Origin of the sequence: Listeria innocua (assembly GCF_028596125.1) — a bacterium.
GTDB lineage: Bacteria > Bacillota > Bacilli > Lactobacillales > Listeriaceae > Listeria > Listeria innocua.
In genome coordinates, this window is record NZ_CP117229.1 from 694,808 (window position 1) to 713,861 (window position 19,054).

The 19,054-nt window shown below is 38.4% G+C and carries 23 protein-coding genes; 21 read left to right on the forward strand and 2 right to left on the reverse strand.

Going from position 1 to position 19,054, the window contains the following annotated elements; genetic code table 11:
* The first annotated feature begins 3 nt into the window (after nt 1–3).
* From PQQ29_RS03940 to PQQ29_RS04000, 13 genes are all read left to right on the forward strand, one after another.
* Entirely contained in the window at nt 4–390 is a 387-nt protein-coding gene (locus PQQ29_RS03940) for a flagellar export chaperone FliS (RefSeq protein ID WP_003724443.1), read from the forward strand.
* Nucleotides 362–643 (forward strand): hypothetical protein, encoded by a 282-nt coding sequence (locus tag PQQ29_RS03945; RefSeq protein ID WP_003760976.1) that lies wholly within the window; start codon nt 362–364, stop codon nt 641–643. Before PQQ29_RS03940 ends, PQQ29_RS03945 begins: the two co-directional genes overlap by 29 nt.
* Before the next feature lie 20 nt (nt 644–663).
* Nucleotides 664–1,065: a flagellar basal body rod protein FlgB gene (gene flgB, locus PQQ29_RS03950; RefSeq protein WP_003760978.1), complete on the forward strand. Its 402-nt coding sequence runs from the start codon at nt 664–666 to the stop codon at nt 1,063–1,065.
* Between the two features lie 11 nt (nt 1,066–1,076).
* Entirely contained in the window at nt 1,077–1,487 is a 411-nt protein-coding gene (gene flgC / locus PQQ29_RS03955; protein ID WP_003721832.1) for a flagellar basal body rod protein FlgC, read from the forward strand.
* Nucleotides 1,488–1,503: 16 nt separating this feature from the next.
* Nucleotides 1,504–1,800 (forward strand): flagellar hook-basal body complex protein FliE, encoded by a 297-nt coding sequence (fliE, locus tag PQQ29_RS03960; protein ID WP_003724447.1) that lies wholly within the window; start codon nt 1,504–1,506, stop codon nt 1,798–1,800.
* Nucleotides 1,801–1,867: 67 nt separating this feature from the next.
* Nucleotides 1,868–3,520 carry a flagellar basal-body MS-ring/collar protein FliF gene (gene fliF / locus PQQ29_RS03965; RefSeq protein ID WP_010990567.1) on the forward strand — a complete coding sequence of 551 codons (1,653 nt, stop codon included), beginning with the start codon at nt 1,868–1,870 and terminating at the stop codon, nt 3,518–3,520.
* A 3-nt stretch (nt 3,521–3,523) separates the two neighbouring features.
* Nucleotides 3,524–4,630 carry a flagellar motor switch protein FliG gene (locus PQQ29_RS03970; protein WP_003760986.1) on the forward strand — a complete coding sequence of 369 codons (1,107 nt, stop codon included), beginning with the start codon at nt 3,524–3,526 and terminating at the stop codon, nt 4,628–4,630.
* Entirely contained in the window at nt 4,617–5,309 is a 693-nt protein-coding gene (locus tag PQQ29_RS03975; RefSeq protein WP_187984028.1) for a FliH/SctL family protein, read from the forward strand. The genes PQQ29_RS03970 and PQQ29_RS03975 overlap by 14 nt, the downstream gene beginning before the upstream one ends.
* Nucleotides 5,306–6,607, forward strand: a complete 1,302-nt coding sequence (gene fliI, locus PQQ29_RS03980; protein ID WP_033533288.1) for a flagellar protein export ATPase FliI — start codon at nt 5,306–5,308, stop codon at nt 6,605–6,607. The genes PQQ29_RS03975 and fliI overlap by 4 nt, the downstream gene beginning before the upstream one ends.
* Before the next feature lie 16 nt (nt 6,608–6,623).
* Nucleotides 6,624–7,295: a lytic transglycosylase domain-containing protein gene (locus PQQ29_RS03985; RefSeq protein WP_003770911.1), complete on the forward strand. Its 672-nt coding sequence runs from the start codon at nt 6,624–6,626 to the stop codon at nt 7,293–7,295.
* A gap of 13 nt (nt 7,296–7,308) precedes the next feature.
* A complete protein-coding gene (locus tag PQQ29_RS03990) occupies nt 7,309–7,953 on the forward strand; it encodes a hypothetical protein (RefSeq protein WP_003760996.1) in 645 nt (214 codons plus the stop codon).
* Between the two features lie 120 nt (nt 7,954–8,073).
* Nucleotides 8,074–8,406 carry a PadR family transcriptional regulator gene (locus PQQ29_RS03995; protein WP_003760998.1) on the forward strand — a complete coding sequence of 111 codons (333 nt, stop codon included), beginning with the start codon at nt 8,074–8,076 and terminating at the stop codon, nt 8,404–8,406.
* Nucleotides 8,399–8,722 carry a DUF1048 domain-containing protein gene (locus PQQ29_RS04000; protein WP_010990570.1) on the forward strand — a complete coding sequence of 108 codons (324 nt, stop codon included), beginning with the start codon at nt 8,399–8,401 and terminating at the stop codon, nt 8,720–8,722. Before PQQ29_RS03995 ends, PQQ29_RS04000 begins: the two co-directional genes overlap by 8 nt.
* A gap of 44 nt (nt 8,723–8,766) precedes the next feature.
* Here the strand turns inward: PQQ29_RS04000 and PQQ29_RS04005 are convergent, their stop codons facing one another.
* On the reverse strand, nt 8,767–9,414 hold the full coding sequence (locus PQQ29_RS04005; protein ID WP_187984029.1) for a FusB/FusC family EF-G-binding protein: 648 nt from the start codon (nt 9,412–9,414) through the stop codon (nt 8,767–8,769).
* A gap of 271 nt (nt 9,415–9,685) precedes the next feature.
* Between PQQ29_RS04005 and PQQ29_RS04010 the strand changes: the two genes are divergently transcribed.
* The 3 genes from PQQ29_RS04010 (at nt 9,686) to PQQ29_RS04020 (ending at nt 14,119) form a co-directional block, all read left to right on the forward strand.
* Nucleotides 9,686–11,416 (forward strand): pyruvate oxidase, encoded by a 1,731-nt coding sequence (locus tag PQQ29_RS04010; RefSeq protein ID WP_010990572.1) that lies wholly within the window; start codon nt 9,686–9,688, stop codon nt 11,414–11,416.
* 161 nt (nt 11,417–11,577) lie between these two features.
* A complete protein-coding gene (locus tag PQQ29_RS04015) occupies nt 11,578–13,377 on the forward strand; it encodes a methyl-accepting chemotaxis protein (protein ID WP_187984030.1) in 1,800 nt (599 codons plus the stop codon).
* A gap of 13 nt (nt 13,378–13,390) precedes the next feature.
* The gene (locus PQQ29_RS04020) at nt 13,391–14,119 is read left to right on the forward strand and encodes a C39 family peptidase (RefSeq protein WP_003770927.1); all 729 of its coding nucleotides are present in this window, start codon (nt 13,391–13,393) and stop codon (nt 14,117–14,119) included.
* Between the two features lie 39 nt (nt 14,120–14,158).
* Here PQQ29_RS04020 and PQQ29_RS04025 read toward each other — a convergent pair whose 3' ends face one another.
* Nucleotides 14,159–14,371, reverse strand: coding sequence for an LPXTG cell wall anchor domain-containing protein (locus PQQ29_RS04025; RefSeq protein ID WP_010990575.1), 213 nt, complete (start codon nt 14,369–14,371; stop codon nt 14,159–14,161).
* 446 nt (nt 14,372–14,817) lie between these two features.
* Between PQQ29_RS04025 and glmS the strand changes: the two genes are divergently transcribed.
* From glmS to PQQ29_RS04050, 5 genes are all read left to right on the forward strand, one after another.
* Nucleotides 14,818–16,623, forward strand: coding sequence for a glutamine--fructose-6-phosphate transaminase (isomerizing) (gene glmS, locus PQQ29_RS04030; protein ID WP_045553507.1), 1,806 nt, complete (start codon nt 14,818–14,820; stop codon nt 16,621–16,623).
* Nucleotides 16,624–16,735: 112 nt separating this feature from the next.
* Nucleotides 16,736–17,473 carry an FAD synthetase family protein gene (locus tag PQQ29_RS04035; protein ID WP_187984031.1) on the forward strand — a complete coding sequence of 246 codons (738 nt, stop codon included), beginning with the start codon at nt 16,736–16,738 and terminating at the stop codon, nt 17,471–17,473.
* An 85-nt stretch (nt 17,474–17,558) separates the two neighbouring features.
* Nucleotides 17,559–18,038 carry a DUF6530 family protein gene (locus tag PQQ29_RS04040; RefSeq protein WP_003765864.1) on the forward strand — a complete coding sequence of 160 codons (480 nt, stop codon included), beginning with the start codon at nt 17,559–17,561 and terminating at the stop codon, nt 18,036–18,038.
* Nucleotides 18,039–18,051: 13 nt separating this feature from the next.
* A complete protein-coding gene (locus tag PQQ29_RS04045; protein WP_070753477.1) occupies nt 18,052–18,390 on the forward strand; it encodes a GIY-YIG nuclease family protein in 339 nt (112 codons plus the stop codon).
* Nucleotides 18,391–18,537: 147 nt separating this feature from the next.
* On the forward strand, nt 18,538–18,933 hold the full coding sequence (locus PQQ29_RS04050) for a DUF4064 domain-containing protein (RefSeq protein WP_003770937.1): 396 nt from the start codon (nt 18,538–18,540) through the stop codon (nt 18,931–18,933).
* Nucleotides 18,934–19,054: the final 121 nt, after the last annotated feature.

The following is a 19,054-nucleotide window of genomic DNA, read 5'->3' on the forward strand; positions in this document are numbered from 1 at the left end:
AAAATGCAAGCTTGGAAACGATATACCCAAAATGAACTAAATACGAGCAATCCCATTAAAAACACCATTTACATATACGAACGTTGTATTATTGAATTTAAAAAGTTGGACAAAGCACTCGAACAACTGCATTTTTCCGAAGCGGACCTTATTCTCGATAAAATGGAAAAGATCTTTGAAGAACTAAAATTACAATTAAATCCCGAAGCCGGACAAGAACTTTACGATAATATTTTCGGCTTATACGAATGGATTTCAGAACAAATTCGTCAAATGCAACTACTAAAACAACCCGTTAATATCGATACAATTATTCACGTCATCACGCAGCTTAAAGAAGGCTACGAGGGAGTGATGAAACATGAATCAAGCAAAGACACATTTGGCTGAGTTAAAAGCACTGTTTCACTCGACGGGACAATTAAACGTTAACCTCGAAGAATATCAAGCGAAACTAAATGAACTACTAAAAAGCACCGAACATCTACCAAAAGACACAAAAGAAGCCATTTTAAAAGAAACAAGAGAAGTTATAAATAAAGGTATTCTTTTCACCCAAAAACAATTAGAATCCACTGAAAATGCCTTTTCTGAAAATAAAAGTCGCAATGCCGCCAACTTGAACTATGCGAAATTTTTCTAAAAGAAAGAAGGAAATCACAAGTGGAAAATTATACCACGCATATTGGCAACTACTTGAACTATCTTCAAACGGCCAACCAAGTAGTTTCAAATAATATCGCCAACGCCAATACGCCAAATTTTAAAGCAAGTGAAGCGAGTTTTGAAGAATCATTCGGCGCGAGCTTGCGAGCATCCGGTTCGAACAATATCGAATCAACGGGAAATTTAACGAAAACGAACACTAAGCATTTAGCCGGAACCGATATAGACGAAACAAATGCGAAACTCACGACTAAAAGCGGCTCCATCAACGAAGACGGCAACAATGTCAACGTCACTTCTGAAATGATTAGCTTAACAAAAAATAACCAAATGTACGCGCTCGCTATCAGTGCACTCAACTATAATTCATCTATCAACACAGCAGCCCGTGGAAAGTAAGGTGAAGACCTATGTTTGAAGGAATAAACACAAGTGGCTCCGCGTTAAATGCTGCGAAACAATGGATGGAAGTTAGCTCTAACAATATCGCGAACGCTGATTCAAGCGCCGCACCTGGCGAGACACCTTTTCTTAGAAAGCGCGTCGTACTATCCGAAATTACGCCATTTGAAACAGCTTTAACAGGTACAAAAGGCGTGAAAGTAAGCGAAATATCAAGCGATACAGGAAGCGTTAAGCGTGTCTATGATCCAACTCATCCTAACGCAAATGAAGCAGGTTACGTCAACTACGCAAATGTGGATATGACAGCCGAAATGACCAATTTAATGGTCGGACAAAAAATGTATGCTGCAAATACTTCCGCCTTACAAGCAAATGAAAAAATGATGGAAAAAGATTTAGAAATTGGCAAAGTATAAAGGAGTGTTTTAAGGAATGGCAATTGAAAGTATTAATGCAGCAAGCGTCTTACCTAAAGTTACGCTTGGTGAAACCGCAAAAACAGACAATGCGACAGGTGCCGGAAATACCTTTACGCAAATGCTGGATAGTATGAGTGATACACAATCAAACGCGCAAACTTCCGTATCGAATCTTTTAACAACTGGAGAAGGAAATGCAAGCGATGTACTCATTCAAATGAAAAAAGCAGAATCAGAAATGAAAACTGCTGCGGTCATTCGTGATAATGTAATCGAAAGCTACAAACAGCTTTTAAATATGCAAGTGTAGCGGTTAGACTAGTCGGGGGAGTTTTAGTCAATCGTCCACACGAGAAAAATGGAGCGAAGTTTTTAAGATGGCAAAAATAAAAACAATGTATTCGAAATTGAAGAATTGGCATAAAGGCGCGATTTTTGTCGGCCTTTTTGTCGTAGTCACGGTGTTATTACTCTACATGAACACGCCCAAAACAGAAGTTACCCTTTATAAAAATTTATCAGAAACTAGCCAACAACAAGTTACAGACCAATTAGCCAAAATGGGCGTTGATTATACCGTTGATAAAAGCGGCAATATTTTAGTCGATGAAAAAGTGGAGACGCTTGTTCGTGACAAATTTGCTGACTTAGGAATCCCGTATACAGGCCAAGATGGCAATGATATTCTTTTAAATAGTTCGCTTGGAGCTAGTGAAGAAGATAAAAAAATGCAAGAAAAAGTCGGCACAAAAGTTAACTTAGAAAAAGAAATCGTTCAAAGTTACGGCACGACCGTGGACAGCGCATCAGTCCAACTAACTTTGCCAGAATCAAGTTCGATTTTTGAAGAAGCGAGCCAAAAAGGAACGGCAGCAGTCACGCTAAAAACCAAAAATAACCAAACGCTAACAAAAGAACAAGTTCTCGGTATCCAACGAACCGTAAGTGCGGCTGTGCCAAACGTTGCAAGCGATGACGTTGCAATAATCGATACAAAAAATGGTGTGATTTCAGAAGCAGATACCTCTAAAGAAGAAGGTAGCTCAGCTTATAAAAATGAAGTCGACATTCAAAACGCAATCGGAAAAAATGTGAAAACAGACATTGAAGGCACTCTTTCAAGCATTTTTGCTCTAGATAATTTCCGAGTAAATACAAATGTCACAGTTAATTTTGATGAAATAAAACAAAATACCGAGCATTATCCAAATGACGGTAAAGTCCGAAGCAACCAAAAAGAAACGTCCACCGATACATCAAAAGGCTCCACCAACCAAACAGAGTCAGGAACTGCTTCGAACGCTGACGTACCAAATTACACCGAACAAAACGGCGATGATACTAACACCTATACGAGTGAAAAATCTAGCGAAACTACGAACTATGAGCTTGATTCTACTATTCAAGAAATTAAAAAACATCCAGCCTTGGCAAAAACAAATGTCGTTGTTTGGGTGGACCAACAATCGCTCAATAAAAATGGCGTTGATATGGCTGAATTCACGAAAGCTATTGGCGTTTCGGCAGGACTAACACCTAACATGACGACCGAAGAAGCTGGTGAAGGCGGAGAAGCAGCAGCCACACCAACATTCGAAGGAACATTCCAAAACGGCGACGTGACCATTATGCCAATCCAATTTTTAGACAATCAAACACCAGTAGAAAAAGATACTACTGAAAAAGCAGAACCAGCAAGTAAAGCTTGGGTTTGGTGGCTTGTAGGAAGTTTACTATTTGCCCTAATTGCAGCTGGAATAATTGCCTATATCATCTTCCTGAAACGTAAAGAACAAATAGAAGAAGCCCTAGAAGCAGAAGAGAAAGACTTCATCCCAGCCGAAGAGGCGATAGTTAATCCAGAAGAACATCCAGATTTCAACTTCCAAACAGACGCATTCGATTTATCAGAACCAGAACTTAAAGCTCGTAAAGAAAGCTTGAAAAATAAACTCGGTGAAATGGCCAAAGAAGATCCAGGTCGTGCCGCAGCAGTCATCCAAAAATGGCTCAATGAAAGGCAGGAATAAAAAATGGCAGAAACACTCAAAGAAACCTTAGAAGAAACTAGTGCTGAACTGGAAACTGTCGAAGTAGCAGAACCAGAAGAAAAAGCCGCTACTCAACTAGATTCAGGTATTTCAAGACGTGAAAAAGCCGCCCTTATTATTTGGAGTCTAGATGAACAAATCGCGACTGAAGTAGTTGATTTACTTCCAGATGCCTCCAAACAACGCCTTGCACGTGAAATGGCCAAAATGAAAGAAATGGATGGCGGCGCAGTGGAAGAAGCAACAAGAGAATTTCTTGATGAACTAGAGCTTCTTTCTGGCGGGATTGCTAAACTTGACCGAGAACACTTGCAACGCCTATTCCCTGACATGACAACAGAAGAATTGAACCAATTAATTTACGGGGTAGAAGCAGAATCGCGTATCGGCGAAACAGCATTAGATATTTTACGAGAAATTGATGATGTCGATTCCTTGTTTACGATTATTAGTGACGAATCACCGCAAACGATTGCGATGATTGCTTCATACATGAAACCGGAAGAAGCATCTAAACTCCTAGCCCTTTTACCAGAAGAAAAAATGATTAGTACGGTAATCGGCATCGCTAGCTTAGAGCAATTTGATAGTGAAGTTATGCAAAATGTATCGAATTTACTAAGAATTAAACTAGATACAATGTCGAATAGTTCGCTTAACAAAACGGACGGAATTAAAAATGTTGCGAATATCTTAAATAACGTTACTCGTGGTTTGGAACGTACTATTTTCGAACATTTAGACGCAGAACAAGCCGAACTTTCTGAACGAATTAAAGAGAAAATGTTTATGTTTGAAGATATTATTCTGCTTGACAATATGACCTTGCAACAAGTGCTTGCCGAGATTCAAGACAACAACAAAATCGCCCGTGCACTCAAAAACGAAAAAGAAGAACTCAAAGAAAAAATTCTTTCTTGCGTATCGAAAAACCGTCGCGATATGATTACCGAAGAACTCGAAGTCCTTGGCCCAATCAGACTTTCTGATGTCGAACAAGCACAACAAGACATCGCTAATGTCGTTAAAAACTTGGAAAAAGATGGCAAAATAGTTATCCAACGGGGGGAACAGGATGTCCTTATCTAATCCAAGAATCCCAAAAGGCAAAGTAACTTTATCCGACGTGAAAATGGAACTATTCTATTTAGAAGATATGGAAGAAACAGAGGAAGTCGAATCACCGTACTCCAAAGAACTTGAACAACTAGAAAACCACCAAAAAGAACTCGAAAAGCATATGTCAGCTATCGAAATCGAACAACAAAAGCTAGCAAATGAAAAAGCAGCACTAAAAGCTGAGCGCCAAGCCATTGAAGCATTAAAACAAAGCGCAGAAGCAGAAATTAAAGCACAAAAACTAGCTTTTGAACAAGAAAAAACACAGCTTTACCTAACAATTACCGATTTCCTTTGGGATGAAAGCATTGATCTCGCAGAAAGAATCGTCCACCAAGCAATCGACACCCGCCAAATTGAAGTCTTACCAATGCTAACCGAAGTCATTCAAAAACTCCCAGTTGCTTTCGACAAACTAAACGTCACCACCCACCCAGAAACATTAAAAGCACTCAAAGAAGAAAACACCGGAACAAAGTACGACTGGCTTTTAGAAAATATTCATTGGAACTTCGATATGCGGCTTGATTACGGCGAATTCACTGTAGAAGAAGAAAAAGAATACTTCGACTACCGAATCACAGAAATTTTCCAAACCTTACACAAGCAAAATGCAGAACGGAAAATTCTAGGAGGAGATAAATCGTGAATTGGTCGCCAAAAACCGAAGCTTGGCAAGAATTAAAAAACACCGTCCCATACATCCAAAAAGGAAAAATCCACACCGTCCAAGAACAAGTCTATATTTCCAAAGGCCCACAAGTGAAAATTGGCGACACCGTCATGGTCGGCGAAAACAAAGTGCTTTGTGAAGTGATTTCTATCGAAAAAGAAAACAACATGCTACTCCCATTTAACCAAAGCGATAAAGTAGCGTATGGTGACTGGGTGTACGTGACTGACACGAAAATCACCATTCCAGCCGATGAATTTTTACTCGGAAAAGTACTAAATGCATCTGGTGATATTTTAAATGAAGAAGCTGGTACTGCTAAATTTAAACAAAAAATGCCACTGGAAGCACCGCCAATCCATGCTTTTAACCGAGCAGAAATTACGGAAACACTTGAAACTGGAATCAAAGCGATTGATGGAATGCTAACCATTGGTATAGGTCAAAAAATCGGTATTTTTGCAGGATCAGGTGTCGGTAAATCAACTTTGCTTGGAATGATAGCACGTAACGCCAAGGCAGACATTAATATTATCGGTCTTGTTGGCGAACGTGGTCGGGAAGTAAAAGATTTCTTGCGTAAAGATCTTGGTGAAGAAGGGTTGCGTAAAAGCGTTATTGTTGCAGCCACTTCAGATGAAAGCCATCTCATGCAACTGCGAGCTGCCAAACTTGCGACTTCGATTGCAGAACATTTTCGCGATCAAGGAAAAACCGTCCTATTAATGATGGATTCTGTCACTCGTTTCGCTGATGCAAGAAGAAGCGTTGATATTGCCGTCAAAGACCTACCAATTGGCGGGAAAACCTTGCTAATGGAATCCTATATGAAAAAACTGCTAGAACGTTCCGGTAAAACTAAAAATGGATCGATCACAGGTATATATACAGTACTCGTTGATGGAGATGATATGAACGGACCAGTACCCGATTTAGCGCGGGGAATTTTAGATGGTCATATCGTTCTAACCCGAGAACTGGCAACAAAAAACCACTATCCAGCCATTGATGTCCTTGGCTCCGTTAGCCGGGTAATGGAAGAAATCGTGCCAGAAAGTCAGTGGAAATCCGCTTCGAAAATCCGCGAATGGATGAGCATTTATCAAGAAAATGAACTGTATTTCAAATTAGGAACAATTGAACAAACAAGCGACAACGCAGCCATTTTTACAAGTAAGGAAAAATCCTATTTTATTCATCAATTTTTAAAACAGCTGCGGGATGAGAGTGTCACGCTTGAAGAAACGAGTAGAATGATGGAAACGTTAGTATAACAAAGGAGTGCCGTGGATGAATCCAGTAGAACAAGTTATTAGTGCTAGACAAGCCGAGTTTCAAAGCGCATTTGAAGCAGCGAAACAATCGGCCACCACTTTTGAAACGAAATTAAATGAACGTTTAAATGCGACAAAGCAAACCACCACAACTAATGTGCAAACAGTCACCGATGCCGAACTAGCTCGCGCCCGTGAAGCATACGAAGCTTTAATAAATAAATCCGAAACTAAACAAACTCCTAGTGCAAGGTCAAGTGTAACAACCGAAACTCCAGCAGCAACAACCGGAGAGCTAACTAATTGGAACAACTACCAAATTAAACCTATTAGCGCTGAAAATGAAGGCAAATATAGCGATTTAATTAAAACAGCAGCAACCAAATACGGTGTACCAGAAGCGCTTATCAAACGAGTTATCCAAGTAGAATCTAATTTTAATCCGAATGTGGTTTCAAGTGCTGGTGCCACTGGTCTAATGCAACTAATGTACGGCTCTAATCGAACCGACCCAGCGACTAATATCGACGCAGGGACAAAACAGCTTGCCGGTTACATCAAAAAATACGATGGTGACCTAAAATTAGCATTAGCAGCCTATAACGCTGGACCAGGTAACGTACATAAATACGGCGGGGTCCCACCATTCAAAGAAACGCAAAACTATTTAACGAAAATTATCGGGTAAGGGAGAATAAATCATGGGAAACTGGCAACAAAAGTGGGAATCATGGCGCGATATGACAGCAGCAATGCAACAAGAAATTAAAATCGAAGCAGCCGACAAAGTAACTTCCTACATAAAAAATGACCAATTTGAAGAAGCAATTAATGTCATCAGACAAACCGAAAATCTCCTAAATGAACTTGATTTTGAAGCAAAAATGAACCGCGTCGAAGAACAACTCCAAGCCTTCACATCCGACCAAGAAGCATCTAAATCATTCGAAGCGAGCCAACTTCAAAACCTAGAAAAACCAAGTACAACCGTAAGTTTCGACCTCGCTAGCGTAAAATCAGAAGCAATCAATCAGTTCACCAAACGCGATTTCAACCTAGTAGACTCACACGATACCCACATGCAATTTCTAAAAGGCAACCGCAATTTTTATATGGATATTTTTAACCCTGACGAAGAAAAAGAACACCACTATGCCAACCTTGATGAAAAATGCCAATATAAAAACATCGGTTTCATATGCCAAAACGATGAATCCGCTGAACTTGCCACAAACATAACGAACGAATGGCTCGAAACTTTAGAAGCGCCTAAAAAGAAATTTTTAACAATTAACATCGCTAACTTAAGCGCAATGAAACAAAACCCTGAAGTACTATTTAAATAAAAAATGTGAACTGTTTTCTGTAAAAAGAAAGCAGTTTTTTTGCAGAAGGGTTGACAATCAACCTACTTTGTATTACTATATACTTGTACCTAGTAACAACTAGTAGAGGAGTGAATTCAAATGAAAGGACTTACCGAGTTACTCAAAGGTAGTTTAGAAGGAATGATATTAGAGCGAATTTCTAAAGGTGAAACATACGGTTATGAAATCACCAAGTATCTCAATGACCTAGGTTTTGATGAAATCGTTGAAGGAACCGTCTACACCATTCTCGTTCGTCTCGAGAAAAAAGAACTAGTCAATATCGAGAAGAAAAAATCAGAATTAGGCCCACCTAGAAAATTTTACACATTAAGCCCAGCCGGCGAAGAAGAACTAGCAACTTTTTGGAAACGATGGGACTTTATCCAATCGAGAATCGTCCAAATTAAAGGAGGACCAGCATATGTTTAAATGGTACACAAAATACCGCGAAGAAAAACGAGACTATAAACAATACAAAAAAAGAATAGACGCGCTCCCAGAAGACTATAAAACAGCAATGAAAGCCATTGAAACCTATTTATGGAACTTTGCAAAAGGCGCAGGGATGTTCGAAATCCTAAAAAACGTCCTCGAAATGTTCGAAAACGCAGCCGCTGATCAATTAGAATTAAAAGCTGTTGTAGGCGATGACCTAGCCGAATTCGCAGACAGCTTACTAAACGAATATCCAGAAGAAACATGGATGGATAAACAACGCTCAAAATTACGTAATTCAATCAAATAAAAAACAGCAAGTCTCTCCGAATATAAGAGAGACTTGCTGTTTTTTTATTTGCGTTTCTTCACAACTTCAATAAATTCATCTAATGTTTCGTGGGTTTTTATTTGCTCGTTACAAACATCGCTATCGTAGCAAATATAATTACCATTTGTCGTATAAACGCCATCACTAGAAGATTTCGTTTTCGCCATAAACAGTGATACTTTGGAATGCGTTTGGCAAATGGAACAAACACCCTTTTGAATCTCCGGAGAAATAGTCCCATTTACGCCGACCAAATTTCCGTCCTCATAAGTCACGATATATTTACGCTGCTGAGCAATATCATTCCAGCCGTAAAAAGTATAATCGCGCAAATCAAGTTTCGACCATGCAGGAATTTTTAATTTTTTCGTTTTCGCAAAAAGTTTTTTAAGTTTCACATCGCTAGGCGGAACGAAAGGAATCACATAGGCTTTTAACCCCTCTAAAAACGGCTCTGCTTCTTTGGTTGAAGTAATCGAATGGAGCTCGCTAAAAAGTTCCTTATGCTCTTCTAGCACGCTCTCCGGAAATAGTTCGTTGATTTTCTCCTCCGTCAAAGACTTTAACGCCTTCAAAGTAGATTTATCATTCGCGGACCGATAAGCGCGTGAGACATTTTCTATTTGTTTTTTGATAAAATTATATTGGTATGGTTCGATAAACTCTTTCATTAATAATTCTCCTTTAATAGTTTAATTTTGGTTAAACTAGCTGAAGGATTGAAGAGTTTATTTCACTCTTACTTTCTAAACAATCCTAAAGCCATTGTTAGAAAGTCGAGAGCAGTGCAATTTTGTTTGCATCTCTTTGATCACCACCTTGCCTTCATTATAAGCACTTCTGAATTGTTCGTCAATTCTCTTTCATGAATATTCTTCCAAAAACAGGGTAAACGAAAACTATTGGACATTAGAGAAAACATCCATGGGAGGAGAAAGTATAATGAAAAAAGTAAAAGCAAGTGAAACACTCGTACAAACATTAAAAAATTGGGACATCGATCATGTTTATGGTTTACCAGGTGATTCGATTGATACCGTGGTCGATGCACTCAGAAAAGAACAAGAGGCAATTGAATTTATTCATGTGCGTCACGAAGAAGTCGCATCACTAGCAGCAGCTGCCTATACCAAATTAACCGGCAAAATCGGAGTCGCTTTATCTATCGGCGGACCTGGTGCGATTCATCTTCTAAACGGTATGTATGATGCAAAAATGGACCACGTACCAATGCTCGTTTTAGCTGGTCAAGTGACAACGGACGTCTTAAATACGGGCTTTTTCCAAGAAGTTAATTTACCAGCTATTTTTGAAGATGTTGCCGTTTATAATAAACAAATCGATAATGCTGAAACGCTGGCAGATGTTGTTGATGAAGCGATTCGAACTGCCTATCAAGAAAAAGGTGTCGCTGTCTTAACAATCCCAAATGATATTCCATCTCAAGAAATTAAAGCGAGCCTAAAAGCAAAACCAGTAAAATTTGAACAAGAAATTCCAAAACTAGACGAAAAAGCAATTCAAGAAGCCGTAACATTAATTGATAAAGCTGAAAAACCAGTTATTTTAGCAGGCTTAGGAACAAAACACGCTGGACCAGAATTAATCGCCTTTGCAGAAAAAGCAAAAATCCCGATTATTCATTCTTTACCAGCAAAAACAATCGTTCCAGATGACCACCCAAATGCACTTGGTAACCTTGGTAAAATAGGAACGAAACCAGCATATGAAGCCATGCAAGAAACTGATTTACTCTTAATGTTTGGCAATGATTATCCTTATAGCGATTACTTACCTAAAAAAGCTGAATGTATTCAAATCGATATTAACCCGGCAAAAATCAGCAAACGTTATCAAGCGACAGTTGGTTTAGTTGGCGATGCCGCAGAAATAATTAGCAATTTAACAACCAAAATAGCACCGGTTGAAGAACGTAAATTCCTTCAAGCATGCCAAGAAAATATGCAAGAATGGTGGAAATGGTTGGAAGAAGATATTTCGCAAACAACGGATCCAATTGCCCCAGAAGTCGTGATGGCTAATATCCAAAAAATCGCTGATAAAGATGCTATTTTCTCCATTGATGTAGGAACAGCAACGGTTTGGAGCACGCGTTATTTACACTTAACACCAGAAAATGACTTTATCGTATCTGCATGGCTTGGTACAATGGGCTGCGGTCTTCCCGGAGCTATCGCAGCGAAAAAAGCCTATCCAGATCGCCAAGCAATTGCAATTGTCGGTGATGGTGGCTTTTCAATGGTTATGCAAGATTTCGTAACCGCGGTGGGTCTTGATATGCCAATGATTGTCGTCGTTTTAAACAACCAACAACTATCATTTATTAAATATGAACAACAATCTGCAGGAGAACTAAATTACGCAATCGACCTTCCAGACATCAATTACGCAAAATTCGCCGAAAGTTGTGGCGGAATTGGTTTCCGAGTAGAAAAAATGGCGGACCTAGAAGCTGCTTTCGAAAACGCCAAACTAGCAACAAAACCAGTTATCATCGACGTTTCCGTGGATAGCGCAGCCGCTCCACTACCAGGAAAAATCGTGATGGACGAAGCATTAGGTTACACCAAATTCGAAATCCAATCAGTCCTAGAAGACCACCGTTTCGCCAAAATGCCACCACTTAAAACTATTTTACGTAGATTTTTATAAAAAATAAATAAAAAAATAACAATATCACCCATTTTACGCCGATATTCGCTAGTTATTATAATGTTTTTTTATTAAAACTAATTATTTTACAATAAAATATGGAGTTTTTTTAAAAAATATGAGATAATGAACTAGAATTAGAGAATAGGAGTGTGGAATGGGTGAATTTAATTAAAAATCGTAAATTGAAAACAAAACTAAGCATTAATATTATTATAACCACCATCATGTTAATCGGACTTGGCGCAACGAGTTTCCTTGGATTTCGTCATGTAGCGACACTTTCAGATAATATGGTTGATAATAATGTTGCTCCAATGAAAGAAATCGCAAAAATCCAAACAAACATGGCACAAATCAATATCGACATCCTGACCATGTTCGATACTATCAACGGAAAATCAACCCTTATTAAAGATATTGATACGCTTTATGCTGAAAATGACCAAGCAATCCATAATTTCAAAAAAGCCAATTTAACAGCAGAAGATAAAAAACAATTAGCTTACTTTGAAGAAAAATTAGCAGATATGAAGTCAGCAGCATCCTCTGTCATCAGTGATACTTCAAGTGCGCTGGACGACGCAGAACTTCTAGGAGCACAAAATCGATATTACCAAAACGTTAAAACAAAATTTGACGACGCTACAAAACAATTAAATGTTTTAAATGACATGAACTATAATGAAGTCGAAAAATCTTCGCAAGCTATTTCTGATTTTGGCGTAAAAATTAGTTTAATCTTCACAGCCGTTATCATTGCTGTACTGATTTCACTATTCATTTTCAACGCTTATATTACACGCGTTATTTTAAAAGGAATTCGTCACTTACAAACAGCTGTACATAAAGTAGCAAGCGGTGATTTATCATACCGTAGCACATACAATGGTAAAGATGAGCTAGGCGACATCACGAATGACCTAAATGAAATGAGCGAAAACCTAAGATTAATGATTGAAGATATTAAAAAAGCTTCTACAGACGTTAAATCTTCCAGTGATAACGTCATTATTAGTTCGGAAATTATTTCTGCAATGACAACAGAAATGGACATCGAAATGAAAATGATGGGCGAACAAATTCAAACGCAAATCGGCAGCATGAAAGAAAGTACCGATGCAATGGATCAAATGACAGGCGGGGTTCAAAACGTTGCAGAATATGCGCTGAAAGTATCTGACTTAACAAAAGACTCCGCAGAAAAAACAAATGATGGAATTGCTGTTATTAACAATTTAGTATCACAAATGGATCGTATCAGCGGTGTAATGCGTTCGAGCACAGACGTCGTATCTCAACTCGTTAATCGTGTTGGCGAAGTCGAAAAAGCACTTGATACCGTTACAAATATCGCTGACCAAACGAACTTGCTAGCCTTAAACGCAGCAATCGAATCCGCACGTGCTGGCGAACATGGCCGCGGCTTTGCAGTTGTAGCTGAAGAAGTCCGTAAGTTAGCAGAACAATCTCGTCTTGCTGTTGTAGATATTAATACGGTACTGAAAAAAATCCAAACCGAATCAAAAACAACAATTGAAGTAATGAACACGGGGCTTTCTGAATCAGAAGCAGGACAAAAAATCATTTCTGAAACAGAAGCGACATTTACAGATTTACTCAACCGTGTGAACGATATTTCCGCCCAAATGCAAAACGTCTCTCAAGAAACAGAAGAAATGGCTGCTGGAATTGAAGAAGTAAACACATCAATTAGCGACGTAACAGAAATCTCTAACCAAATTGGTGAAAAATCCACAGCCGCACTTGAATTCGCGGAAGTTAACAAAATGAAAGTGGACGAGCTAGTAGTTATCTCAGAAGAAATGCAAAAAATTTCCGGCTCATTAGAAGGGTATATCGCCAACTTCAATACCGAAGTAAGCGAAGAAGTGGTCGAAGTAGAAGAAGAACTGGAAACAAAAGAACCCGGAGAGCCAATCCTAGCTGAAAATGTCTAGGTAGCTTGTACAAATGCGAATTTGGATAAAATCACTACTTGTTATTACAGCTTGTATATTTAGTTTGACCCTTCTAAATACGAAATATACCTTTTATTCACCAACCGTCAAACTCGAAAGCGCCAAAGTAGTTTATAAATTAGACAATGAACCTTTTAATGTAAGACTCGACGTTCCTCTCATTAATCAAATGGATGCGCCTATACTTTTTAACGGCTGTGAAGTAACGAGTCTTGCAATGCTCCTACAGTTCACTGGGAAAAATGTTACCAAAAATGAATTAGCAGCGAACCTTCCAACCACACCTATTGAACAAAACGGCTTACACGGAAATCCTGATAAAGCATTTGTTGGGAGCATCAGTGGAGATAGTAAAGGGCTCGGGGTGAATCATGCTCCCATCGCCAAACTTGCTGCTAAATATGTTAATGAAGCGCATGTACATGACATTAGCGGCAATGATATAACCGATATTATAACCGTACTTAGCACAGGAGCACCCGTTTGGATTATCACAACGACCGATTACCATGCACCAAAAAATTGGCAAAGCGTCCAAACAAAAGAAGGAAAAAAGAAAATCACTTATTCCATGCATAGTGTTGTCATTACTGGATTTGATAAGGAGAATTTTTATATTAACGACCCATACGGACATAAAAATCGCGCTGTAAAAAGAGCTGTCTTAGAAGAAGGCTGGTCTGCCATGGGAAAACAAGCTATTTATTTAAGCAAACCATAAAAAAACGTTTGGAAGCTTAAGCAAGCTTCCAAACGTTTTTTATATTTTTTTCTTAATGAAAAGAACGACTGCTAAGACTACTAGAAGTACTCCGATAACAATCGGCCAAACCGAAAATGCATCCCCGGTCGAAGGTAAAAGTGACGCATTACTTGTATGCTCGAGTGCATAAACCGTGCTCACACGAAAATAAATAAAACCTAGCGAAAAAATTAAAGCAATACTAGAAACTATTTTTTTTGATAAAACCATACGGCTCGCTCCTTTTTCTATCATAACTATATTATTAGTCATTTGTTATTTTTTGTCAATGTATAGACCAATTTTAAATAAACGGCTATATATAATGCTTGACCTAGTATACATATTATTGTAAAATGGATTTGTTTCCTTGAAAAGTATTGAAGGAGGATAGTACAACTGAATAGAAGCGCCAGAACTGATTGGGACGAAAATGCTTAAAGGTGAAATTCCTGGAAAGTAAACAGTCAGTTGACGAGGAGGAGATTAATCGAAATTTCGGCGGGAGTCTCCCGGCTGTGCATGCAGTCGTTAAGTCTTACTTACAAATCATTTGGGTGACCAAGTGGACAGAGTAGTAATGAAACATGTTTTTTACCCTCCAAGGAAACCAAAAAATGTAGAGGGCTTGAAATTGGACAAGTCTGCCCTCAAGTTAATTATTGGAGGAATTTATTATGTGTGGAATCGTTGGATATATTGGAACAAACAATGCAAAAGGTATTTTATTAGAAGGACTTGAAAAATTAGAATATCGCGGTTATGACTCAGCAGGAATCGCTTTACAAAACAAAGATTTAGTAACAGTTGTAAAAGAAAAAGGACGGATTGCAGACCTTGCGAGCCTTGTACCAAGTGATGCATTCGGTACAACAGGAATCGGTCATACACGCTGGGCAACTCACGGTAAACCAAATCACGAGAACGCTCACCCGCACCAAAGCAAATCAGGCCGTTTTACTATTGTTCATAACGGTGTAATCGAAAACTATACACTTTTAAAAGAAGAATATTTAAAAAATCATTCATTTATTAGTGATACAGATACAGAAGTAATCGTGCAGCTTATTGAATTATTTGCTGAAAATCTTTCTACAAAAGAAGCATTTAAAAAAGCATTATCATTACTTCACGGTTCATACGCAATTTGCTTAATTGACCAAACGGATACAGAAACACTATACGCAGCAAAAAACAAAAGTCCATTACTAATCGGAAAAGGCGAAAACTTCAACGTTATTGCAAGTGACGCAATGGCTGTTCTTAAAGAAACCGATGAATTCGTGGAAATTATGGATAAAGAAATCGTTATCGTTACAAAAGACGGTTTTACATTAGAAACATTAGAAGGGGAAGAAGTTAGCCGCGCAAGCTACACTGCAGAACTAGATGCATCTGACATCGAAAAAGGCACTTACCCGCACTATATGTTAAAAGAAATCGATGAACAACCAGCAGTAACACGTAAAATCATCCAAGCTTACCAAAATGAAGCTGGTGAAATCAATGTCGATCAAACAATCCTTGATGAAATTTTATCTTCTGACCGTATTCACATTGTTGCTTGCGGAACGAGCTATCATGCTGGTTTAGTTGGAAAAAATTTAATCGAAAAAATGGCGAAAATTCCTGTAGAAGTACATGTTTCTAGTGAATTTGGCTATAATTTACCGCTAATGTCTAAAAAGCCGTTATTCATTTTCATTACGCAAAGTGGGGAAACTGCCGATAGCCGCCAATGTCTTGTAAAAGTGAAAGAACTTGGTTACCGGACGTTGACATTAACGAACGTACCAGGCTCTACGCTTGACCGTGAAGCAGATCATTCGATGTATCTCTATGCTGGACCAGAAATTGCGGTTGCATCAACAAAAGCATATACCGCACAGATTTCTGTTTTAGCAGTACTTGCAGTTTCACTTGGTCGCGAAATTGGTGACGCTGAAGCACTTAGCATTAATTTGGCTGCTGAATTAGGTATCGTTGCAACTGCAATGGAAGCAATGGTTTCTAGTAAAGAAGTCATCGAACATATTGCGGGCGAATACTTAGCGACTTCTCGTAACGCTTTCTTCTTAGGTAGAAACATCGATTATTTCGTAGCGATGGAAGCAGCACTTAAACTAAAAGAAATTTCTTATATTCAAGCAGAAGGTTTTGCAAGTGGGGAATTAAAACATGGTACTATTGCGCTTATCGAAGACGGCACACCAGTTTTAGCACTTATTACGCAAGAATCTATCAATTGGAATATTCGTGGAAATGTAAATGAAGTCTTAGCACGCGGAGCAAAAACTTGTGTATTTGCAATGGAGAACGTTGCGCAACCAGGTGACCGGTTTGTTATTCCACAAGTACATCCATTATTAACACCACTAGCAAGCGTTATCCCGTGTCAACTATTAGCTTATTACGCAGCACTTCACCGTGACTGCGATGTCGACAAACCAAGAAACTTAGCAAAAAGTGTAACAGTAGAATAAAGTATTCAAGACCTTTTCGAAATTAGAAAAGGTCTTTTTTTATGCAATCAATAAATTTGCACGACCCCCTTGTTATACTATAAACTTAGAGAGGAATGGGGGAAATCAGCCAATGGAAGTATCACACGTAACACTCGAACCAAATAAAGATAGTCGCCCCGCAGTATTAACAATCGGTAAGTTTGACGGGGTTCATCTTGGTCACCAAACCATTTTAAATACAGCTTTATCCATCAAAAAAGAAAACGAAATTTTAACTGCTATTAGTTTCAGCCCACATCCACTTTGGGCTTTAAAACAAATCGAAATATACCGCGAAATGCTCACACCAAGAATGGAAAAAGAACGCTGGCTCGCGCATTACGGGGTAGACCATCTCATCGAAACAGCTTTTACACCAAGGTATGCGGAAACAACACCAGAAGAATTTGTTACGGACCATTTGACCAATTTACAATTATCGCATATCATCGTTGGTTCTGAGTTTAATTTTGGAAAAGGGCGCGATTCTGATGTGGATTTACTGCGGGACCTTTGCAAGCCCTATGGTATCGACGTCACATCTGTCCCAGTAATTGAAACAAACCAAACAAAAATCAGCTCCACAAACATTCGAGCTTTTATTCGGCGCGGTCATTTCCTAGAAGCAGAACAACTCCTTGGTCACCCGTGGTATATTACCGGAATGGTAGAAAATGGTGAAATGGTCGGCTTAGATGACTATGTTCTTCCTGCAACCGGCACTTATCAAACCGACAAGAATCTCGTAAAAGTGACGAATAGCAGAACTATCAAAGTAGATTTACCAGACGGACTACAACAATTACATATGAAAAATGAACTTTCCTAGTTATTAGGAAAGTTTTTCTTTACATTTTATAAAATTAGTAATATACTAATTTAGTAAATTACTAAAATTTAAAAGGAGAAATCTAATGAAGATTCCAACTACCTTAAAACATAAACCAGTGATTGTTGCCGAAAATTACGAAGAAGTAGACGGTAAAAGCGCGTATCATTCGGATGCAAAAGGTCTTTCGCTTGGTCTTGCGCAGTGGAATGATCGTGGAAAAGTAGATATTTCAGCCAAAGTTTGGCGTCATACGGGCGATAAATGGTCGCGTCAATCCGAAGAGCTTCCATTACACCGCGTACTTGACTTAGCTATTTTAATTGCAAGAACGAAGGTTCATTTTAAAGATGCTTATCGTTTACCTAATTTTTACGATAAAGAAAATCCAACGCTTGATCGTATCGGCTTGCAAGGAGATGCGCTGACTATCGCAGTTTGTGAAGATAACGAGTATATCGACGAAGACATTCAATTATTCGAACAAGCATTAAAAAATGATGATGAACTACTCAGCGAACGCCTCAAGACACTTAGCAAACTTTTACAAGAAGCAGGATACTAAGGACGTGAAACAAATGGATAAAGAAAACCGCAAAGAGCTGATTCGCGCATACAAAGAAAAAGCCCCTGACGCCGGAGTATACCGTTTTATCAGTACAAAAACTGGCAAATATTTAATCGATAATACAATGGATTTAAAAGGAATAGCCAATAAGCTTGCTTTCGGAGTGAAAATTGGAGCAGGAAATATGCTACCACCAGAAATGGCAAAAGAAGCAACTGAACATGGTATCGACACCATTCAATTTGAAATTCTTGAAAAAGTAGACATTAAACCCGAAATGACAAAAGAAGATATTAAAGAAGAAAATGATGTACTTCTCAGTTTATGGCTAGAACGCGAAGATATTTAAGACCTCTCCAGATGAGAGGTCTTTTTTTTATAGTTAAAATTGTACAATAAAAAGATAATTTAAATAAAAATACACTAAATGTCTACATTTTTTGTGTGAATTAATGGTATACTAATAAATGACTATAAAAAAGGGAGGTTTTACAACATGAATCCAAGAAAACCAGAATTCATTCTAACATTAATAGCAGGAATTACAGGTATTATCGCTGGTATTACAGGAATCGCAGGTGGAGGTATTCTTGCTGCTTTATCTGGTAGCGAAGAACTATCTGGAGCTGCAACAATGTCTACTACTGATACAGAAGCACTTGCTGCTGCTGGTGGTTTCGCAGTAATTTTATCTGCAATCGCTTTAGTTATTGGTATTGCTTTGATTGTTTTCGCAGTATTAATTAAACGTAATGCGAAAGTATTTGGTATCTTAACGCTAGTAGCTGGTGTAGGCGGTTTCTTCTTAGTTAGCTTACTATGGATCGTTCCAGGCGTACTTGCAGTTATCGCAGGTATTATGTGCCTAGCGAGAAAAGTACAAACTTTCTAAAAGGTGCTTTAAAAAAATAGATTGTAACAATGTGAGAAATCATTTTGTTTACAGTCTATTTTTTTTACTAAAAAAGCACTGAAAATCAGTAAATGTTTATCGAACTTCACATTTTATTCAC

Excerpts from the sequence above, each read along its gene's own strand:
- PQQ29_RS03940 (WP_003724443.1), top strand. The coding sequence starts at position 4 with ATGCAAGCTTGGAAACGATATACCCAAAATGAACTAAATACGAGCAAT.
- PQQ29_RS03945 (WP_003760976.1), top strand. The coding sequence starts at position 362 with ATGAATCAAGCAAAGACACATTTGGCTGAGTTAAAAGCACTGTTTCAC.
- flgC (WP_003721832.1), top strand. The coding sequence starts at position 1,077 with ATGTTTGAAGGAATAAACACAAGTGGCTCCGCGTTAAATGCTGCGAAA.
- fliE (WP_003724447.1), top strand. The coding sequence starts at position 1,504 with ATGGCAATTGAAAGTATTAATGCAGCAAGCGTCTTACCTAAAGTTACG.
- fliF (WP_010990567.1), top strand. The coding sequence starts at position 1,868 with ATGGCAAAAATAAAAACAATGTATTCGAAATTGAAGAATTGGCATAAA.
- PQQ29_RS03970 (WP_003760986.1), top strand. The coding sequence starts at position 3,524 with ATGGCAGAAACACTCAAAGAAACCTTAGAAGAAACTAGTGCTGAACTG.
- PQQ29_RS03975 (WP_187984028.1), top strand. The coding sequence starts at position 4,617 with ATGTCCTTATCTAATCCAAGAATCCCAAAAGGCAAAGTAACTTTATCC.
- PQQ29_RS03985 (WP_003770911.1), top strand. The coding sequence starts at position 6,624 with ATGAATCCAGTAGAACAAGTTATTAGTGCTAGACAAGCCGAGTTTCAA.
- PQQ29_RS03990 (WP_003760996.1), top strand. The coding sequence starts at position 7,309 with ATGGGAAACTGGCAACAAAAGTGGGAATCATGGCGCGATATGACAGCA.
- PQQ29_RS03995 (WP_003760998.1), top strand. The coding sequence starts at position 8,074 with ATGAAAGGACTTACCGAGTTACTCAAAGGTAGTTTAGAAGGAATGATA.
- PQQ29_RS04000 (WP_010990570.1), top strand. The coding sequence starts at position 8,399 with ATGTTTAAATGGTACACAAAATACCGCGAAGAAAAACGAGACTATAAA.
- PQQ29_RS04005 (WP_187984029.1), bottom strand. The coding sequence starts at position 9,414 with ATGAAAGAGTTTATCGAACCATACCAATATAATTTTATCAAAAAACAA.
- PQQ29_RS04010 (WP_010990572.1), top strand. The coding sequence starts at position 9,686 with ATGAAAAAAGTAAAAGCAAGTGAAACACTCGTACAAACATTAAAAAAT.
- PQQ29_RS04020 (WP_003770927.1), top strand. The coding sequence starts at position 13,391 with ATGCGAATTTGGATAAAATCACTACTTGTTATTACAGCTTGTATATTT.
- PQQ29_RS04025 (WP_010990575.1), bottom strand. The coding sequence starts at position 14,371 with ATGGTTTTATCAAAAAAAATAGTTTCTAGTATTGCTTTAATTTTTTCG.
- glmS (WP_045553507.1), top strand. The coding sequence starts at position 14,818 with ATGTGTGGAATCGTTGGATATATTGGAACAAACAATGCAAAAGGTATT.
- PQQ29_RS04035 (WP_187984031.1), top strand. The coding sequence starts at position 16,736 with ATGGAAGTATCACACGTAACACTCGAACCAAATAAAGATAGTCGCCCC.
- PQQ29_RS04040 (WP_003765864.1), top strand. The coding sequence starts at position 17,559 with ATGAAGATTCCAACTACCTTAAAACATAAACCAGTGATTGTTGCCGAA.
- PQQ29_RS04045 (WP_070753477.1), top strand. The coding sequence starts at position 18,052 with ATGGATAAAGAAAACCGCAAAGAGCTGATTCGCGCATACAAAGAAAAA.
- PQQ29_RS04050 (WP_003770937.1), top strand. The coding sequence starts at position 18,538 with ATGAATCCAAGAAAACCAGAATTCATTCTAACATTAATAGCAGGAATT.